Source organism: Deinococcus sp. Arct2-2 (assembly GCF_004801315.1).
Classification (GTDB): domain Bacteria; phylum Deinococcota; class Deinococci; order Deinococcales; family Deinococcaceae; genus Deinococcus.
In genome coordinates this window covers 89,911-107,656 of the sequence record NZ_SSNW01000010.1, presented here as the reverse complement: position 1 = coordinate 107,656, position 17,746 = coordinate 89,911, and the positions used below count along the sequence as shown (strand labels likewise).

The 17,746-nt window shown below is 61.7% G+C and carries 18 protein-coding genes; 5 read left to right on the top strand and 13 right to left on the bottom strand.

Features of this window, described 5'->3' with window-relative positions:
* Positions 1-100 precede the first annotated feature (100 nt).
* Entirely contained in the window at positions 101-1,408 is a 1,308-nt protein-coding gene (locus E7T06_RS06890) for a DUF11 domain-containing protein (RefSeq protein WP_168733413.1), read from the top strand.
* Between the two features lie 206 nt (positions 1,409-1,614).
* Here the strand turns inward: E7T06_RS06890 and E7T06_RS06885 are convergent, their stop codons facing one another.
* The 5 genes from E7T06_RS06885 to E7T06_RS06865 all read right to left on the bottom strand — a co-directional run bounded on the left by E7T06_RS06885 (position 1,615) and on the right by E7T06_RS06865 (position 6,564).
* Positions 1,615-1,962 (bottom strand): hypothetical protein, encoded by a 348-nt coding sequence (locus tag E7T06_RS06885; protein ID WP_136365083.1) that lies wholly within the window; start codon positions 1,960-1,962, stop codon positions 1,615-1,617.
* 55 nt (positions 1,963-2,017) lie between these two features.
* Positions 2,018-3,226 (bottom strand): ABC transporter permease, encoded by a 1,209-nt coding sequence (locus E7T06_RS06880; protein ID WP_136365082.1) that lies wholly within the window; start codon positions 3,224-3,226, stop codon positions 2,018-2,020.
* Positions 3,223-3,927, bottom strand: coding sequence for an ATP-binding cassette domain-containing protein (locus E7T06_RS06875; protein WP_136365081.1), 705 nt, complete (start codon positions 3,925-3,927; stop codon positions 3,223-3,225). The genes E7T06_RS06880 and E7T06_RS06875 overlap by 4 nt, the downstream gene beginning before the upstream one ends.
* Positions 3,927-4,367 carry a hypothetical protein gene (locus E7T06_RS06870; protein ID WP_136365080.1) on the bottom strand — a complete coding sequence of 147 codons (441 nt, stop codon included), beginning with the start codon at positions 4,365-4,367 and terminating at the stop codon, positions 3,927-3,929. The genes E7T06_RS06875 and E7T06_RS06870 overlap by 1 nt, the downstream gene beginning before the upstream one ends.
* Positions 4,368-4,821: 454 nt before the next feature.
* Positions 4,822-6,564 carry an alkaline phosphatase gene (locus tag E7T06_RS06865; protein WP_136365079.1) on the bottom strand — a complete coding sequence of 581 codons (1,743 nt, stop codon included), beginning with the start codon at positions 6,562-6,564 and terminating at the stop codon, positions 4,822-4,824.
* A gap of 253 nt (positions 6,565-6,817) precedes the next feature.
* Between E7T06_RS06865 and E7T06_RS06860 the strand changes: the two genes are divergently transcribed.
* The gene (locus E7T06_RS06860; RefSeq protein WP_168733412.1) at positions 6,818-7,246 is read left to right on the top strand and encodes a TlpA disulfide reductase family protein; all 429 of its coding nucleotides are present in this window, start codon (positions 6,818-6,820) and stop codon (positions 7,244-7,246) included.
* A 126-nt stretch (positions 7,247-7,372) separates the two neighbouring features.
* Here the strand turns inward: E7T06_RS06860 and E7T06_RS06855 are convergent, their stop codons facing one another.
* Complete coding sequence (locus E7T06_RS06855; RefSeq protein WP_240740896.1) at positions 7,373-7,789, bottom strand: ACT domain-containing protein; 417 nt, start codon at positions 7,787-7,789, stop codon at positions 7,373-7,375.
* 143 nt (positions 7,790-7,932) lie between these two features.
* Here E7T06_RS06855 and E7T06_RS06850 point away from each other — a divergent pair, with 143 nt between their 5' ends.
* The 3 genes from E7T06_RS06850 to E7T06_RS06840 all read left to right on the top strand — a co-directional run bounded on the left by E7T06_RS06850 (position 7,933) and on the right by E7T06_RS06840 (position 11,540).
* Positions 7,933-9,630 (top strand): VanW family protein, encoded by a 1,698-nt coding sequence (locus E7T06_RS06850; RefSeq protein WP_168733411.1) that lies wholly within the window; start codon positions 7,933-7,935, stop codon positions 9,628-9,630.
* A 237-nt stretch (positions 9,631-9,867) separates the two neighbouring features.
* A complete protein-coding gene (locus E7T06_RS06845; protein ID WP_168733410.1) occupies positions 9,868-11,010 on the top strand; it encodes an META domain-containing protein in 1,143 nt (380 codons plus the stop codon).
* A 92-nt stretch (positions 11,011-11,102) separates the two neighbouring features.
* Positions 11,103-11,540, top strand: a complete 438-nt coding sequence (locus tag E7T06_RS06840) for an META domain-containing protein (RefSeq protein ID WP_136365076.1) — start codon at positions 11,103-11,105, stop codon at positions 11,538-11,540.
* A 13-nt stretch (positions 11,541-11,553) separates the two neighbouring features.
* Here E7T06_RS06840 and E7T06_RS06835 read toward each other — a convergent pair whose 3' ends face one another.
* From E7T06_RS06835 to E7T06_RS06805, 7 genes are all read right to left on the bottom strand, one after another.
* Complete coding sequence (locus E7T06_RS06835) at positions 11,554-12,249, bottom strand: aspartate/glutamate racemase family protein (RefSeq protein WP_136365075.1); 696 nt, start codon at positions 12,247-12,249, stop codon at positions 11,554-11,556.
* The gene (locus E7T06_RS06830) at positions 12,246-12,611 is read right to left on the bottom strand and encodes a phosphotyrosine protein phosphatase (protein ID WP_136365074.1); all 366 of its coding nucleotides are present in this window, start codon (positions 12,609-12,611) and stop codon (positions 12,246-12,248) included. The genes E7T06_RS06835 and E7T06_RS06830 overlap by 4 nt, the downstream gene beginning before the upstream one ends.
* Positions 12,608-13,315 (bottom strand): metallophosphoesterase family protein, encoded by a 708-nt coding sequence (locus E7T06_RS06825; RefSeq protein ID WP_136365073.1) that lies wholly within the window; start codon positions 13,313-13,315, stop codon positions 12,608-12,610. The genes E7T06_RS06830 and E7T06_RS06825 overlap by 4 nt, the downstream gene beginning before the upstream one ends.
* 12 nt (positions 13,316-13,327) lie before the next feature.
* A complete protein-coding gene (locus E7T06_RS06820) occupies positions 13,328-13,699 on the bottom strand; it encodes a hypothetical protein (protein WP_346763192.1) in 372 nt (123 codons plus the stop codon).
* Between the two features lie 28 nt (positions 13,700-13,727).
* On the bottom strand, positions 13,728-14,039 hold the full coding sequence (locus E7T06_RS06815) for an antibiotic biosynthesis monooxygenase (protein WP_136365071.1): 312 nt from the start codon (positions 14,037-14,039) through the stop codon (positions 13,728-13,730).
* A gap of 136 nt (positions 14,040-14,175) precedes the next feature.
* Complete coding sequence (locus E7T06_RS06810; RefSeq protein WP_136365070.1) at positions 14,176-15,726, bottom strand: 2-isopropylmalate synthase; 1,551 nt, start codon at positions 15,724-15,726, stop codon at positions 14,176-14,178.
* A gap of 228 nt (positions 15,727-15,954) precedes the next feature.
* Complete coding sequence (locus E7T06_RS06805) at positions 15,955-17,724, bottom strand: hypothetical protein (protein ID WP_136365069.1); 1,770 nt, start codon at positions 17,722-17,724, stop codon at positions 15,955-15,957.
* Positions 17,725-17,746: the final 22 nt, after the last annotated feature.

Genomic DNA, 17,746 nt, shown 5'->3' with positions numbered 1-17,746 from the left:
TCGCTGATCCCGCAAGCAGGCCCCTTGAAGCTCGTGGCTTAACCCGAACTCACGTTTTAAACCAAATACACCCCTTCCCAACGGCAGTACTTCGGCGGTGGTGCGGGTTATCGGGAGTTCAGGCGACGTGATCTATCCGGGCATCATCACTCTCGCCACCGATATTTTTCTGCCCAATATCAAAGACAGCCTGACCAAAACAGTGACCGACATCAACGGTGGGCGCGTGTTGCCCGGAGACCAACTGGAATATGAATTGGTCATCAAGAATCAGGGCAACGACGGCGCAGTGAACGTGATTCTGACCGATGTGCTGCCTGCCAACACCAGCTTCGTGCCAGGTTCGCTGAGCCTGACCGGGGCCAATGCCGGAACCAAGACGAACGCGGCGGGCGACGATCAGGCGGAGTATGACAGCACCACTAACCGGGTGGTGTTCCGGCTGGGCACAGGAGCCACAGCGTTGACGGGCGGCGTACTTCTTCCCACCGCCGAATCGCGGGTTAAATTCCGGGTGCAGGTGAACGCGGGTACGCTCGGCGGCACGGCCATCAACAACACGGGCAACGTGAGCTACCGCCAGCAAACACTGGGCAATACCATCACTGACGCCAGCGACGGCGACTCTACCCTGACCGGCGACCAGCCCGCCACCGTGATCGTCAGAGGCCCCGACCTGACGCTGACCAAAACGCATACGGGGAATTTTTTGGCGGGGCGACCGGGAAGCTTTACCGTGCGGGTCTCGAATACGGCGGGGTGGGCGGCCAGCGCAGGCACGGTGACGATGACGGATACCTTGCCCGCCGGAATGGTTGCCCAAAGCATCGGCGGCGTGGGCTGGACTTGCACCCTCTCGCCGCTGCGCTGCACACGCTCTGACAGCCTCAGCGCAGGCGCGTTTTTTCCCGATATAACGCTGACGGTGGTAGCGGCCAACGCGGGCAGTTTTACCAATACGGCCAGCGTGGGCGGCGGCGGCGAGGAAAACAGCGCGGCAGCCAACAACAGCGCCAGCGACCATGTCACGGTTGTGCCAGTCCGCCCTGCGGTGGCCCTGACCAAAACGGTACGCAACATCACGCAGGCCAGCGCAACAGGCACAAACGTGGTTGGATCGCCCGGCAACCTCTTGGAATACTGCGTCAACTTTAGCAATACGGGCGGCACGGCCCCCAACTTTGTGTTGAAGGACGCCCTGCCCGCCGAAACCAAGCCCAAGCTGGACGGCTATAGCTTGGGCAACGATCTTGGCCTGCGCCTGACCCTCGGCAGCGTTGTCACCGACCTGACGTCCGCCACCGACAGCGACAGGGGCGAATTGGTGGGCCAGAATATGAAGCTGAGCTTGGGCACGCTGGGCAGTGGCAGCACGGGCCAGATTTGTATGCAGGCCACCATCCGCTAGGGCTTGCGCGGTAGTTTGAATCTGAACGGAGTTGACTAGAACGCAGAGTCTCCGAACGTGGCGACTGTGCCACTGATATGGATGTTGAGTGAAAGCCTTATAGATTTGGCTTTCACTCTGATGTATCCCTACGAGCCACCTCATTCCTTTGAGGCGTTCCTGCTTTGCAAAGGGGTGGGTTAAAGAAACAAGCGTAGGAACGTTCGTCAGTCCAGCAGGTTCACTGGGCGGGCGCTGTCCAGCCAACCCCAGTCGCGCAAATATGCCCGGAAGTCGGTCAGCAGTACGGCAGCTTCGGCGCGTTCGGCCTCAGCCAACGTGTGCAGCCATGCCTCACCCGTCAGGCGCGTATAGGCCAGCAGCGGCACGCTCTCGCTGAGGCCCGCACCCAAAAATCGTTCGAAGGCGACCAGCAACGCCCCGCGCCGTGTCCGGTCTACCAAGCTGTGAAGCGGAGGCACATGCAAAAAGGCGTCGGCAGCGTCGGAGAGAAGCACTGGTTTGGAAGAGTGGCGGGGCGGCACGGCAGGCAATAGAGACGCAAAATGAGTCATGCCCAAGCCTGCGCTTCCCTTGTCAGCCGACTTTAAGCATTAGGTCAGGGGAAGGTCAGGAGGATGACAAGTAGCGCAACGGACTCAGGCGTGCTGCGCCGATGGCCGGGGGGAGCGCCGCCAGTAGGCCCAGCGGAATCAGAGCCAGCGCCCGCAGTGCCAGCGGCCAAGTCAGTTGCGGGGCGGGCAACACGAATCCTAAGCGGCTGCCCAGCACTTGCCCACCCGTACCGCTCACGAGCAGGGCCAGCCCTAGCCCTAGCAGCACGCCCAGAGTCACGGTCAACAGCGTTTCGGTGAGCACCAGCCCAAATACGGTGGGGCGTCCGGCTCCCAGCGCCCGCAGAAGGGCCACCGTGCGCTGGCGCTCCAGCGTGGCCGCGTGAACGCCCAGCCACACGGTCAGGGCGGCGATGCCCAGCACCAACAACGACAGACCCGCGTAGGCCGCCTGCCCCTGCGCCAGCACGTCGCGGGCCTGTGCAAAGACCTGTCCGGGCAGCACCGCCATTGCTTTGCCGCCCGCGTTGATGCGCTGCACGGTGGTATAGATTCCCGCCAATTGCTCGGAGGTATACAGCACCGCCGTGACTTGCTGCGAGGCCGGAGTCAGTTGGCCGTGCGCCTCCCAAATGGTTTCTATAGGCGTGAGCAGGGCGCGGTCGACTGGGCCGCCAGTGGGCTGCAAGATGCCCACCACGCGGTAAACGCCTTCGTGTTCTACTTCATCCTCATGCTGTTCGGCTTCTTCTAGGCCGTGTGCGCCTTTAAATGTCGTTCCCAGCCGCAGCCCTGCTTCCCGCGCCGCCCGTGCGCCTGCCACCACTTCATGCTCGGTGCCAAAGATGCGGCCCTGTGCCACCCGGAAATAAGGTGGGTCTTTGGGCTTGATGCGCTGATCGAAAAAGGCGGTGCTGGTGCCCACGACAGGAAAGCCCAGATGGTTGTCGCCCAAGCCAATCGGCACGGCGCGGCGCGTTCCGGGCGAGGTTTTTAGGTCTTGATACACCGAAGCGGGCAAGTTGCCGTTGGGCGCGTCCAAATAAAACAGACTGGAAGTCAGCGCCTGCGTGGGACTGCCGGGAGCCGCAATCAGCAGGTCGAAGACTTGGGCGGCGTCTTGCGCCCCACGCTCTACCTGCCGCGATACCAGCGGCACCGTGAGGGCTGTAGCCGTTGCCAAAGCTACCGCCAGCACCGTGAGCAGCAAAGCTCCCCGCCGCGCCCGCAGCGCACGAATGGCGATCCATAGGGACGTGTTCATTGCTTGTCTCCAAGTCCCAGCTCACCCAGTTCTATGCGCTGTGCAAAAGCGCCCGCTACCAGCGGGTCGTGCGTCACCACGATCAGGGTTGCGCCCAACTGGTCAGCTGTTTCGCACAATAAATCCAGTGCGGCCCCAGCGCGGCTGCGGTCTAGGTGCGCGGTGGGTTCGTCTACCAGCAGCAGGCCCGGTGAGTGGGCCACCGCGCGGGCCAGCGCCACCCGTTGCCGCTCGCCCGTAGACAGCTGGTGCGGCGCGTGATGCAGGCGCTTACCCAAATCTAGCCGTTCCAGCGCGGCTTTAGCCTTTGCGTGGGGCTGCGCCGTGCCCGCCACCCGCAATCCCAATTCCACGTTTTCCAGCGCGCTCAGGCCCGGCATCAGGTGAAAATCCTGAAATACGTAGCCCACCTGCGTGCGCCGAAAGGCTTCACGCAGGCCTTCTTGCGGCGCACTGACCAACGTGGGGCCAAACCGGACTTCCCCGGTGGTGGGCCGCAGCAGTCCGGCCAGCAGGTGCAGCAACGTGGTTTTGCCCGTGCCACTCGGCCCCGTGATGGTCAGTTGTGCGCCCGCTGGCAGGTGAAGATCAGGGTAGGTCAGCGTGACTTCGCGCCCATGCTGAAAGCTCAGGCCGTGTGTGGTCAGGGCAGAACCAGTCCTGATGTCCGGGGGCAGAGCTACGGTGGTTGCGCCGGACATCACCGGGCAGCAACCGCGTCGGCGTAGAGACGCACCAAGCTCACAAAACCTGTCTCGTCGTCTTTCTTGGCCCCCACTTCCAGCCGCCCGGTAATGTTCAGGCCGCGTGTGGTGGGGTCAAGTTCCTTGCCGTCCGGCATCAGCACCAGCACGATATCGGCGGGCCAGTCGGCGGCGGTGGTACAAAACGGGCAGGTACTCATCGGCTCCCGCGTCAGCACAAAAAAGTCGAGTTTGGGCTTTAGCGGCGGGGCCATATAGCCGCTCATGCTGATGCGTTTGCCGTTCAGCGCCTTCAGCTTGTCGCTAAATTCCACGCCGCGCACCGTAACTTTGCCGTACAGCTCGGTAAATTTAAGGGGAGTGGGGGGGGCGGCACGTTGGGCGGCGGCCACACCGGGCAGCAGCGCCAATAGGGAGAGGAAGCGGCGGCGGTTCATCTCTGACATGAGAGCGCAAGCACGTCAGAGGCGGGTCAGAGGTGTGTCAGGTGGGGAATTGGGGCGGCGGTTTGCGGCGGGGTGAGGGGGCTTGGTCTAAGGGTTTAAAGGTCGAGGGTCTAAGGAAAGGCAATCGCTACGCTCATTACCCCTCCCCCCGCTGCGGTGCAGCGCCCCTCTCTGCTTCGCAGCTGTTCCAGTCCGACAAGGGGCGAGGGCTAACGGCAAGGGCAATAATCTGGGGCTGTTTGCTCCCTCACCCTTGAGGGGGGAGGGCCGGGGACTCGCAGAGCTGCGAAGCAGAGGGGGTGAGTGAGCGCCAGCGATTGCCCTCCCACCCTTTCCTTAGACCCTCAGACGCCCTTCCCCCTACACCGCAACAACACCAAAACGCAACCAAAGCGAAGGGCGGAACACCCCATTCAGAGTGTCCCGCCCCTGCCCTAACGCTGGCTTACTTGTTCTTGCGTCCGTCCAGACCCATCGCCTTGGCAATGCCGAAGAAGATTTCGGTCTGATCCATCACGCCCATGAAGTTCTCGGCTCCGGCTCCGAAGGCGAACAGGGGCAGGGGGTCGGCGGTATGCACGCCTTGGTTGGCGCTGGTGGGCAGGTTGCCGACGCGCTGCACTGCGCCTTCCGCACAGATTTTGGGGTTGGGCACGAATCCGGCTTCGGCCCCGGTTTTGCCGTTGCTCACGGTGGGGTCAAGGAACTCGGCGCGGCCTAGGTAGGTTTCGCAGTAGTCGGGCGTCGCGCCAAAGCCTACCGCGTAGGTGCGGGCAGTTTCGGGCAGCGGGAAGCCGTTCACGTCGCGCTTGTCGCCGTAGGTGGGGAAGCCTGCGGCCTCGTAAATGCCGACGGCGTTGCGCTGGCCGGGGCCTTTGCTGGTGTCGTAGCCACCGAAGACGGTCAGCGAGTGGGCGTGATCGGCCGTGACCAAGACCAGCGTATCGGGGTTTTTCTTGGCGTAGTCTTTGGCCCACGCAACGGCCTTATCCAGCTCCAGCACGTTCCACACGGCCCGCTGCCAATCGAGGGGATGCTCGAACTTGTCGATCATGCCCGATTCCACCATCAAGAAGAAGCCGTCGGGGTTCTTCTCCAGCGTCTCTACGGCTTTTTGGGTGCTGTCCCACAAGTAGGGCATGTCCTTAAAGTCTTTCAGGGTATTTTCGCCCTTATACTGAACGCGGTCAAGGTAGCTGGGAACGTTGTCTATATTAAACAGCCCGAACAACTTGTTGCTGTTGGCCGCCAGCAGTTCGGTGCGGGTGCTGACAAAGTTGTAGCCGAGTTTCTGGCTGTCGGCGATCCAATCGGTGGTGTCTTTGCGGCGGCTGCCTGCTGCCGTAGACGGAATAAAGTCGCGGCTGCCGCCGATGAGCAGCACGTCGGGCTTCACTTCGCCCTGAAAGTACTGGTCGGCAATAGACTGATAATCGCCCCGGCGACGGGTATGTGCGGAGAAGGCAGCGGGCGTAGCGTCCGTCCCGAAGGCGTCCGACACGATGCCGATGGAGGCTCCGGTGGTGCGGCGCAAGATGCCCGTGATCGGCTCGATGCGGGGGTTGTCCAGCGTGTTTTCCGTGTTGTCGGGGTACACGTTCAGCGCGTTTACTAGAATCTTTTGGCCGCTGGCAATGCTGCTGGCGGTGTTGGCACTATCGGCCAGAGCCGAATCGTAAGAGCTGGTGGTCACGCTCGCCATACTGCTCAGGTCGCTTTCCATCGCCAGTTTGCCGGTAGACATGCCGTTGGCCGGGTTGTAGGGGAAGGCCACCATTTTGGCCGCGTTCATCACGTTCCAGCTCATGCCGTCGCCAATGAACAAGATGACTTTCTTGGCTTTGGCGGTGGCGGGGGCGTCCGCCGTCCAGCGGGCCACTTTGGTCTGCACGCCTGCGTCGTCAGAAAACACCACGCTGACCGAGTGAGCGCCGGGGGTGATGCTCTGGTCACGCAGCGTCCATTCGGTGCTGGTTTCTTTGGTATTGGTCTGCACCAAACCTTCAATCAGTTTGCCGTCCAGCCGAATGGTAGCCGACTTATAGTTCTTGACGTTTTCGGCCTCGATCCTTAGGTCGAACCGTTGCCCAGCCAGCAGGCGCGAGCCGTCGTAGGGATACACTTTGAGGTCGGCGGCAGAAGCGGCTCCGGTCATCAGGAGCGCAGCGGTCAGCAGAAGGGGACGCATACGGAGGTATTTCATCCCGCACAAGTCAGCCAAACATCACGTTTCGGTCAGCTTTCCGTGAGAAAATAGTGATAATGAGTATTCAGTCTCAAGATTAGGTCAAGAGAGTGTCAGGCGTACTACTGTCATTCAAGACAGAATCGGGTTTTCCCCTCTGATCTCACCCTACTCCACGCCCTCTGACGCCGCTCTGACACCTCCCGCTCAAGCTTCTGAGCAGATGCGTTTGTTGTGTATATGGCTCTGTATCAGCTTGGTTTCTGCCGGAGGGCAAGCCAGCGCCGGAGCAACCTTGCCCGCGCTGGAGGTCAGCACTGCCGCCGCCCAACCTCTGCGCATGCCTGCCCCCAGCGATTCAAAACCATTGGTCGTTAACTTTTGGGCCAGTTGGTGTGCGCCCTGCCGCGCCGAATTGCCGTTGCTGCTCGCAGCGCAGCGGGCGGGCCGGGTGCGGGTCTTGGCCGTCAACATCGGAGAAACGCCCGCAACGGCTGGGGCCTTCCTGAAGCGCGAAGGCCTCACGGTGCTGAATGTCGCCTTTGCCCGCGCCGCCGATGTGGGAGGCTGGATCATTCCGGGCCTGCCCACCACCGTGCGCGTCGGCACTGGCTGGCGCGACACCGGGCGGCGCTACGGCCCCCTGCATCCGGGCGATCCGCTGTTGTTGCCCGTGCCAAAGTGAGTGTGCAGCAGTGAGTCCAACGTTCTAAGCGGGTTGGCACTTCTTCAAAGTGGAGAAAGTGCGGCCACTATGTTTTTTCCACTGACCGCTCTCCACTGACAAACCGCGGTCATCAGCCTTCCCCGCTCAGTCCTTGAACGAATGCCCCGCCCCTTCCAACGCAGCCCGCGCCTGCGCCACTTGCTCGGCCTTCACCAGCACGTAGTCGGTATCGAAGGTAGACAGGGCGAAAATGCCCACGCCAACGGCCTTCAGCGGATTCAGCACCGCCGCCAAAATCCCGGTGAGATGGAAGGGGAAGGGGCCGTGTAGCCGGATTGCTGCCCAGCCGCCTTCCAGCTTCAGGTCACCCGGCAGCGGCGAAGGCACGTTTTCCTCAGCCGTGACGATGCTCATCTCGTCCGGCGCACCCACCACCGCCCATAGGGTTCCCGACATCGCCCAAGTCGGAAGGGGCGAGGCCGCCGGAAGCTGCGCCACCACAAACTGTCCAGTCAGTAAAGACAGCACCAGCGCGGGGGAATCTGATGTAAAGTCGGTCACTGAATCAGTGTACAACTGCAAGGTTTTCCTCAATCTGACAGCTTTCTGACACGTCTGGGTGCGCCTTTTTGCCTATGCTGTTCTCACCAGACTGTGCAGATTTATCATTCTTTTCCTCGTGAATTTCCTTACAATAGGACGTGATGAAGGTCTGGGTGATTGGGGTTTCGGCGGCGGCGCTTTTAGGTGGAGCGTTGGCTATGGGCGTGGCGACACAAAACAATGGAACGCTCGCGGCAGGATTGCGAGTTGCGGGAATCAACGTGGGCGGCATGACGTCCGAGCAGGCGCTAGAAGCTCTGGGAACGCGGGCCGCCACCGCGCCGCAGGTTACGGTCACGGCAGGCGGCCAAAGCTGGACGGTGGGGGCCGAGACCCTCGGTTGGCGGGCCGATGCCCAAAACAGCATTGCCGCTGCCGAACGTGCCACCCGTGACCGCAGTGTGCTGGAGCGTGTGCAGGCCGCCTTAGGTCAGGCTCCGGCGCAAGATTTTCCCCTGATCGCAGGCGTAGACGCGGCTCAGGCCAAAGCGGGCCTCAGCGCCCTCACGAGAAGCCTCAATACCCAGCCCAAAAACGCGACGATTCTGTTCGACAAAACCACCAAAAACTACACCGTCACCGCCGATACGCTGGGCCGCAAGGCCGACGTGAACGCTGCTGTAGCCGCCTATGTAGCCGCCCCTACCCTGACAGCCCTCAGCATTCCCGTGACCGACTGGAAGGCCAAATACACCGCCGAGCAGTTGCAGGGTTACGTGACCACAGGCAACACCCTGATTCGTCCCCTGAGCGTGCAGTTGCAGGGCACCACGCGCAAGGCGGGCCTCACGGGGCTGCAAGTCGCCAACCTGTACTGGGTGCGCGAAACGGGCATCGTACTGGATGACGCCGCCATCACTTCGGCCTTCAAACGCCTGACCGGGTTGGTCGATCAGCCTGCCCAGAATGCCCGCTACGCCTTACAGGGCAGCAAGTTGGTGCGCGTGAAGGAACAGGCGGGCAAGGTGGCCGATCCCAAGTTGGCACTGGCCGCTTTCCGCAAAGCTATTACCGACGCCGCTGTGAAAAACGTGGTGCTGCCCGGCAAAGTCAGTCGGCCTACACTCACTCTGGCGCAGCTCCCCGACGCCGCCAAACTGCAACTGATCACCACCGGGCGCAGCACCTATTACCATTCCAGCGCTGCCCGCCGCACCAATGTCGCCAACGCCGCCGCCAAAATCAACGGTACTGTGGTGGCCGCCGGAGAAAACTTCAGCTTCCTGAATTCGCTGGGCAGTATCAGCGCCGACAACGGCTTTGTGGGCGGCCTAATTATCAGCGGGGGCCGCACCGTAGACGGGTTGGGCGGCGGCGTGTGTCAGGTCAGCACCACCACCTTCCGGGCGCTCTATCAGGCCGGATTGCCCGTTGTGGAGCGCAACCAGCACTCCTACCGCGTGGGCTACTACGAGCCTCAAGTGGGCTTCGAGGCCGCTGTGTACGATCCCGGTCTCGACCTGAAGATGAGAAACGATACGGGCGCTCCTCTGCTCATCAAGACCATCAATCACAACGATCAATCCATGTTGGAAGTGCAGGTGTGGGGCGTCAAGCCTGCCCGCACCGTCACCATCAGCCCCGCCGTGATTACGGCCCGCACAGCGCACCCCGCCGCCAAATACGTGACCAATCCCAACTTGCGCCCCGGCGCGGTGCAGCAAGTTGATTGGGCTGCCGATGGGTTCAACCTGTACATCACGCGCACCATCAAGGACGCTGCGGGCGTTCGCAGCGACAAGGTCAGTACCATCTACAAGCCTTGGCAAGCCGTGTTCGAGATGGGGCCACGCAGTTAAAACCGTCAGTGGTGAGTGGTCAGGACTAGTGAGAAAGGCTTGTCAGGCGCAGCGTTTGGGGTCTGATCGGGTGTGAGAACTTGAGAGCGGTGGACTGGATTCAAGGCCAAATCATCGCGGAAAGACAATATCAGTGGGGACGGCAGAGCAGAAGCCGTCCCCACTGCGTCTCCGTTTATGTGTGCCCGTCAGCCAAACTTCACGTCCCCGTCAGATCAAAAGCGTACAACTGGTCATATGCGTTCCCTCTTTGCTCTGACTGCCGCCGCCCTGACGGTGGCCCTCGCTGCTCCGGCTTCGGCCCAACCCCTGCCCCTTGTCGGCACCAACTGGACACTGACGGGACTCACCGACAACGGCAAAGTCGTGTCGCCCGGACAAGCTGCGCCGCGTCCCACCTTGCGCTTAGAGGGCACGGCGGCGTCGGGCAGCACGTCTTGCAACACCTACCGCGCCAACTTTGCCACTCGCGGCGACATTCTGCGTTTTACGGCGTTGTCTACGACTCGCCGCGCCTGCCCTGACCGTATTGACGGACTAGAAGAACGCTTTGTGAATCTGATGCGCGGCGTTTCGCGTTTCAACGTGCAGGGCAAAACACTGACGCTGTTTTCGGGCAAGACCGATCAACTCATCTTTACGGCGGGAATCGGAGCCACGCTGCCCACCGTTCCTTCCGGCACACTGGGGTCAAGCATGACGACACTCAAAGGCAACTGGTTCGTGACGCGGGTGGTGGCAGGCGGGCGTGACGTGGCCTTGCCCGCACAGGCCTCGTTTACGTTTGCGCCGGAAGGAACAGGATTTGCGCTCAGCGGTACGGCGGGCTGCAACCGCGCCGTAGGCAGGGTCACAGCTTCTGCCTCTGCGGTCACATTCGGGCCACTCGCCACCACCCGGATGCTCTGCGAAGCTCCGCGCATGGCACAGGAAACCGCGCTCCTGAAGGCGTTATCAGGCACGCTGGCCGCACAATTCAGTGGGTCTACGGTGGTGCTGACTGGCCCCGCCGGAACGGTCACGCTTTCGCGCTTAGCCGGGGCAGGAGCCGGAACAACCCAGCCGCCCGCCGCCACCACGCCCTATACGCTCCGGCAAGTCAACGGACAAGCGGCCCCCACCACCCTCAAACCCGTGACCCTCACGCTAGAAGAAGGCCGAGTAGGTGGCAATGACGGCTGCAATTCTTACCGCGGTTCTTACCAGATGGAAGGCAACCAGTTGGTGCTGACCTCCCCGCTGGCAAGCACCATGATGGCCTGCCCAGACGGGGAAAACTCGCCCCTCGTATCGGTGCTGGGCCAGCGCCCCACCCTGACGGTGCAGGGCGCAATACTCACCCTCAAGACCGACGATGTGACCCTGACCTTCAAACGCTGATCCACTGCGGGCCACCCGGCGCTCAGCCAGTTTCTCAAGCCAGTTGTGTGAAATCTCACACTCCATCAGCTTGAATTCTGTAAAACGGGAAGATGAATCTCTTGCCTGTGGCCGCCCTCCTCCTTGTTTCTGCAACGTCTGCATTGGCGCAAGCTCAGCCTTCCGGCACCCCTGACGTTGTGGGCAACTGGAAAGTGGTGGGCTGGACACTGCCCAACGTGATTCCGGTGCGCGGCTACGTGCCCACGCTCAAGTTCAGTGGCGCAGGCCAGAGCCTTAGCGTGACGGGTAAGGCAGGCTGCAACATCATCAACGGCCCGGTGACCCTCAAGGGCGATCAACTGACCTTCGGCGTGTTGGTCAGCACCCGTGTGGCGTGTTCGGTGGCGGTTGGTCAGCAAGAAACCTCACTGATCAAGGCCTTGTCGGGCCAAACCCTGACCGCCCTGCGGGTGGCCGACAGTCTGACCCTGACTACCGAAAGCGGCTCGGAACTCAACATTCGCCGCTCTACCATTCAGGCCAAATAGAGGCTGAGGAGGGTCAAGACTCCAGCGCCCAGTCTACGGCGGCCTGTACATGCAGCCGGGTGGTATCGAACACAGGAACGGCGGTATCGTCGGCTCCCACCAGCAACGTGATTTCGGTGCAGCCCAAAATGATGCCCTGTGCGCCGCGTGCGACCAGATCGGCCATCACCCGCCGGTACGTTGCGCGTGAGGTTTCCCGAATTTCATTGCGGCACAGTTCGTCGTAGATAATCCGGTGTACTTCGGCGCGGTCTTCGGCGGGCGGCGTCAGCGTTTCTAATCCAAACTTGTCTTTCAGCCGCCCTGTGTAGAAGTCTTGCTCCATCGTGAAGGCCGTCGCCAGCAGCCCAGCTCGGCTGAGGCCCGCTGCCCGGATTGCCCGTGCTGTGCCGTCTATGATGTGCAGCAGGGGAATATTGACGGCGGCCTCTATCTGCGGGGCGACCTTGTGCATGGTGTTGGTTGCCAATACCAAGGCTCCGGCTCCAGCCCGTTCCAGACCTCTGGCAGCCTCGGCTAATAAGGCTCCCGCTTCGTCCCAGCGTCCCTCACGTTGCAGGGCCGCCACTTCCGCAAAGTCCACCGAATGCAGCAGTACCCGCGCCGAATGCAGGCCACCCAAGCGCCGCGCCACTTCTTCATTCAGCAACCGGTAGTATTCCGCGCTGCTTGTCCAACTCATGCCGCCCAGAATGCCGATCAGTTTCATGGAGCCTCCTGTTTGGGGTGTGTGCCCGCTAAGCGCCCCGGCATCAGCCGTTCCAGCAGCGTCACCAAGTCGGCGTCCATGTAGTCGTAGTCGTCGGGAATGCCCAGCGTGAGAATTCGGTTGTCGGGCAGTGCGCCCCGGAAGCGTTGGCGCAGGATGTCGCGGTGACGCTTTTCCATGCACACCGCCACATCTGCCCATTCCAACAGGTCACGCGAGACAGGCGTTTCGGCGTCGCGGTTGGTGCCCGCCGAAGCCACTTCCCAGTCGTGGCCCGTGCGGAATACCGCTTCGGCAGTTGGACTTCTGAGCTTGTTTTGGGCGCAGATGAACAGTACACGCAGCGGGCGTTCGGCTGTCAAGGCTCTTGCCCTGCCAACAACCACGCTGCCTCATCCTCGCCAATGTCGGTGGGGGCGTTGGCTCTGGCCCACGCTGCCGCCGCCTGCACGTCATACGGAGTGCGGCGAAATTCTATGTTCCAGTGCCCGTTTTGGCGGGTCAGCAAGAGCCAGCGGGCGAGCGGTGGGCCTTCTCTATGACGTTGGCTGACGGCTCCAACATTCACTAAACTTAGGCCGTCAATTCTCCGAAATATTTCGGAGTGGGTATGGCCGACGACGCACACCGCGCCGCTAAACTCGCCCAACCGTTCACGCATCTCGTCCGGCGTGGCGGGCCGTTCTTCTTCCCCCGACAGCATCAGGGCTTCCCAAGGGTCACGCGGGCTGCCATGAGCCAGCCGAACCTCGCCGCCCGCCACGTCTACAAAAGTGGGGAGTTGGCCCAAGTGTGCGCCTATGTTCTCGGGCAATTGCGAGGTCACCCAGCCGCGCATTTCCTCTTTGCCTGCCCGCATTCCGGCCATGCGTTCATCGGTGTTGCCGCGCACGGTGGGCGGCGCAAATTCGGCCTGAAGCGCCCAAGCGGTAGCTGGGTCAGCAGCTCCCCAGACCGTATCGCCTAGGTTGTACAGCGCGTCCGGGTTAGCGGCATGAATATCGTCCAGCACGGCCCGCAGCGCAAAGCCGTTGCCGTGAACATCAGACAGAATGGCAAGTCTCATCACGTCTCCAAGTTATTTCGGCTTGCGAATGGCGGCAAAGATTCCAGCGAACAACAGCACCGTGATGACGTAGCCGATCAACGAAAAGGCAGGACTGAACGCCGGACTCAGCGCGTCGCCCGCGAATTTGTAGATGGCGTAGGGAACGGCCCACCCCAGCGCATACAGCGAGGCGCGGCGCAGGAATTCGGGCGTGACCGAAGCCTGTGCAAACATCCGCATCGGAATGAACATGGCCGGAATAATCAGCAGTTGCGAGAGGTAAAACCAGATGGGCAAGGCTTCGAAGCCGTATTTCACACCGGCAAACGCGATATTGATGCCGCCGATCAGGACGCCCGTCAGGATCACGGTTCGGAGAAGAAGAGGATTCACGCCCGTCATGTTGTCATGAATCAGGTGATGCAGACACTCAGGCGGGCACGCCCTCTACCGAGCCGTAATGCAGCACAGTAGGAAACGGATCGTAGAAATGGTGCAGCAGCGCCCGCCACTGTGTGTATTGCGGGCTGCCCCGAAAGCCCACCGTATGGGCTTCTAACGACTCCCACCAGACCAGCAACACGTATTCGCCGGGCCGCTCTAGGCAGTGTTTCAGGGTGTGGCGCAGGTAGCCGTCCATGCCCGAAATAATGCCCTGCGCCTCCCGAAACGCGGCTTCAAATTCGGCGTTCTGGCCGGGAATGACGTTGAGGACAGCAACTTCGAGGATCGGTTCGGGCATACGGGAGTGTAGAGGCTGAATCGTGGAATGTGGATCGTTGAAACTAGCCAACCACAATCGCCTGAGCTGTCATGAGTGGAGAAGGTAGATCGTGGTGACAGCCAATCCACGATCTACGATCCACCCCCACAATCCCTTACGCCGTCGTCTGACTTACTTGGCGGCTCTTGCCCATGCCTGCCACAATTTGGTTGATCACGCGCAGCCACGCACGGGCGCTGGCTTCCACCACGTCGGGGGCGACGCCTGTGCCGTGAATGCTGATCTCGCCGTAACGGGTATTCACGCTGACTTCTCCCAGCGCCTCGGTGCCTTTGGTCACGGCCTGCACGCGGTAGACCTCCAGTTCGGGGGCAATGCCCGTCACGGCGTTCAGTGCGTGGAAGATAGCTTCCACTGCCCCGTCACCGCTGCTGGTGGCCTCGCGGGGGCCGTCTGGTGTGGTCACGCGCACATAAGCGAGAGGCTGCATATCGGTGCCGCTGGTGATCTGGAACTTTTCCAGCACGAAGGTTTGAGGAATATCGGTGCGGCTGTCTACCAGCGCCCGCAAGTCGTCGGCGTATATCTGGCCTTTGCGGTCGGCCAAGTCCTTGAAGCGGGCGAACATTTCCTTGATGCGGTCTTCGGCCACGTCGTAACCCAAGTCGGTCAGGGCTTTGCGGAAGGCGGCGCGGCCCGAGTGCTTGCCCATCACCAGTACGGCGGCTTCGCGGCCCACCAGTTCGGCGTTCATAATTTCGTAGGTTTCGCGGGCCTTGATCACGCCGTCTTGGTGAATGCCCGATTCGTGGGCAAAGGCATTGTCGCCCACTACGCCCTTATTAGGCTGCACCGGCATACCGCTCAGGCGGCTGACCATCCGGCTGGCCCGGTAGATTTCGCGGGTACGGATACCCGTTTCAAAGCCGTAATGGTCTTTGCGGGTATGAAAGGCCATCACGATTTCTTCCAGCGCCGCGTTGCCCGCCCGCTCGCCAATCCCGTTGATGGTGCATTCGATCTGGCGTGCCCCGCCCTGCGCCGCCGCGATGGAGTTGGCCACCGCCATACCTAGGTCGTCGTGACAGTGCGCCGACAAGATCACATGATCGGGCAATTCTCCCTTCAGGAACGCAAACAGCGCCCGCATTTCTTCAGGCGTGGTGTAGCCCACCGTATCGGGCACGTTGATGGTGGTCGCGCCCGCTTCCACGGTGGCCTTAAAAATTCGCGCCAAAAAGGGCCACTCGGAGCGGGTGGCGTCCTCGGCGCTAAATTCCACGTCGTCGACAAAGGTGCGGGCCAGCCGAACCGATTCGATGGCCCGCTCCACTACCGCGTCGGGTTCCATATTCAACTTCTTCGACATATGGATCGGGCTGGTGGCAATAAAAGTGTGAATGCGGGGCCGCTCGGCCAGTTCTACAGCTTTAGCGGCAGCTTCGATATCGGCCCGGTTTGCGCGTGCCAGCCCGGCAATAATCGGCCCCCGCACCTCGCGGGCAATCCGGCTCACGCCCTCTAGGTCGCCGGGGCTGGCAATCGGAAAGCCCGCCTCGATCACGTCTACGCCCAGCCGCGCCAGTTGGTGGGCAATCTCCAGCTTTTGGCTGTGGTTCAGGGCCACGCCCGGACTCTGCTCGCCGTCGCGCAGGGTGGTGTCAAAAATCCGGATGGGCTGGATGGTGGGGGTGTGCTGGGTCATGGTGGTAGCTCCTTGAGGTGCGGTAGGGAAAGCTGGAGAAGGGCGAGAAACCAAAGAAAACCCCCCGAAGGGCGTTCCTCCGGGGGGGCTGACACGGTTCTTAGCCGCTCACTCCACCGGAGGAACGCTAAGAAGAAGCAGGCCAGATACTTGCATGGGGAGACTGTACAGGGCTGGCGCGGTGAAGGCAAGCCCACACGTCTACACGGGTTCGGCAAAATGAAGCCGTTACAACAACCCCGCCCCTTCCAATGCTTTTCGCAGACTGCTCAGGCGGTTGTGACGGTTCATGATTTCGCGTACCTGCACCCGGCTTTCGGCTTTGCCCAGCAAGGTGTCCAGCCGCTTCAAAACATTGGCCGCCTCGCCGTATCCGGTGCTGCTTTTGCGGTCTATCCCCCGTTGCGCGGCCCGCTTGATCAGGACGGCGGCCCACTGGGTTTGGCCCTCTTCGGCTAGGGCGTCGGCCAGCAGCACCAATTGCTGAACAGGCACATCCTGCCGTTCTCCGGCCAACTGAACGGCGTCTTGGGTCAGGCCCTCCGACAGCAGCAGGGCCATCAGGGTGGAGGTGTGCTGGCCGGTCTTCCAGATGTTGGCAATGACTGTGGGACCTTCTTTGTTCCAGTCGACAGAAACGCTCTTGAGGGTGTCTAGCCAGTGGGCAGACGGGCGGTGTTGTACGGCAGCCAGAGCCAAAGCGTGCGCTTCGGTGCGCCGTCCGGTGTCCACGTAGCGTTCGAAAAGCCAGTCCCGAACGCCCGACGCCTCTACATTGGCCCGCATCAGGTCTTCAAGGAGCGGCAGTTGAGTGTGGGCGGCGAAAGTGGGGGCTAAACTAGGGAGGGAGACACGCAAACGGGCCTGCTGCACGGCTTCCGCTGCCGCTTTGGATTGCCCACGCTTCAAAAAGAAGTCCACGAGTGCAGCCACATCACCGCTTGCCCGCAACAAGGCCTCACGCTCCTTGTCGCTCACTTCATCGTCTTTGGTCAGAAAGGCCAGAGCGCGGGCATACTGGCTGCGGTAAAAATCGTGCGGCGTGCTGGTCATCAGATCTTTCAGGAGATTCAAGAGCGTTTGCCGTTCACTGCTGTCCAGCGCCTGTGCAAAGTCGTGGAGACGCTCGGTGTCCTGCAATTGGCCGCGCCCAGAGGCTATTTCGCTGAAGATAGACTCGGTGGCGTCGGCCCTCGCGTGGCTGCTCAGGTGGCCGCCCCGAATCAACTGCTGAACGGCGTGGAAGGCATGGGCCTGTACCTCATCCAGCCCCCAATCCAAATCCATGTTGCTGTAGGTTTCTTCTACGCCGTCCAGCACGGCAATGTACACGGCCAGTGCCCACGCCGCCTGAACCGGTTGGAGAGGCTCGGATTGCGCCAGCAGGCGGTCTGCGCCCTGCATCGCCTCCCAAATGGCGCGGTCATCCGGGCCGTCTTCCTGATCCTCGTAAGGATCGAACATCCGCTGGATCGCTTCAAAAGCGGCTTGTATGGCTGCACAAGCCGCCGCTGTTTCGGCTGCGGCGGCTCGTGCGGTGGGTGGGCGTACCGAACGAGCTAAGACGAGGGCCAGCAGTTGAGGTTCGGCATCTACCAAACCAACAATCAGGTCTCGGAGGGCCGCTTCGTCTAAGGCACTCAGGACTTCGTACAGATCAGGCAACGGGGCAAACGCTTGGGCATCTTCGGTGGCCCGCGTGAGCAGCGCCCCCATATGCTTGCAGCGCCCGTCGCCTCCCACCGGGCAGTTACATCTGGCCCCCGTTATTTTTCCACCTTGCACAGTGGCCCATACCTCATAACGCTCTTGTCCATAGGCCGCCCCGGCAATCCGCAGGCTGGGTTGAGGTGCGCCGACTGTACCGGGCGGCGGCGCGGCGGGTTGAACCGTCAGGCCCGTCAACCCACGCACATACTCACGGCCCCGGCTCCAACTCGTTTGGCCGCACCACGCCAGCGCCGCCGCTTGGGTCAAGGAAACGGTGTGCTTGGTCATAGGATTAGCCTACCTAATTCGA

Coding starts and splice junctions, on each gene's coding strand:
- E7T06_RS06885 (WP_136365083.1), bottom strand. CDS start 1,962: ATGACTCATTTTGCGTCTCTATTGCCTGCCGTGCCGCCCCGCCACTCT.
- E7T06_RS06880 (WP_136365082.1), bottom strand. CDS start 3,226: ATGAACACGTCCCTATGGATCGCCATTCGTGCGCTGCGGGCGCGGCGG.
- E7T06_RS06875 (WP_136365081.1), bottom strand. CDS start 3,927: ATGTCCGGCGCAACCACCGTAGCTCTGCCCCCGGACATCAGGACTGGT.
- E7T06_RS06870 (WP_136365080.1), bottom strand. CDS start 4,367: ATGAACCGCCGCCGCTTCCTCTCCCTATTGGCGCTGCTGCCCGGTGTG.
- E7T06_RS06865 (WP_136365079.1), bottom strand. CDS start 6,564: ATGCGTCCCCTTCTGCTGACCGCTGCGCTCCTGATGACCGGAGCCGCT.
- E7T06_RS06850 (WP_168733411.1), top strand. CDS start 7,933: ATGAAGGTCTGGGTGATTGGGGTTTCGGCGGCGGCGCTTTTAGGTGGA.
- E7T06_RS06845 (WP_168733410.1), top strand. CDS start 9,868: ATGCGTTCCCTCTTTGCTCTGACTGCCGCCGCCCTGACGGTGGCCCTC.
- E7T06_RS06840 (WP_136365076.1), top strand. CDS start 11,103: ATGAATCTCTTGCCTGTGGCCGCCCTCCTCCTTGTTTCTGCAACGTCT.
- E7T06_RS06835 (WP_136365075.1), bottom strand. CDS start 12,249: ATGAAACTGATCGGCATTCTGGGCGGCATGAGTTGGACAAGCAGCGCG.
- E7T06_RS06825 (WP_136365073.1), bottom strand. CDS start 13,315: ATGAGACTTGCCATTCTGTCTGATGTTCACGGCAACGGCTTTGCGCTG.
- E7T06_RS06820 (WP_346763192.1), bottom strand. CDS start 13,699: ATGACGGGCGTGAATCCTCTTCTTCTCCGAACCGTGATCCTGACGGGC.
- E7T06_RS06815 (WP_136365071.1), bottom strand. CDS start 14,039: ATGCCCGAACCGATCCTCGAAGTTGCTGTCCTCAACGTCATTCCCGGC.
- E7T06_RS06810 (WP_136365070.1), bottom strand. CDS start 15,726: ATGACCCAGCACACCCCCACCATCCAGCCCATCCGGATTTTTGACACC.
- E7T06_RS06805 (WP_136365069.1), bottom strand. CDS start 17,724: ATGACCAAGCACACCGTTTCCTTGACCCAAGCGGCGGCGCTGGCGTGG.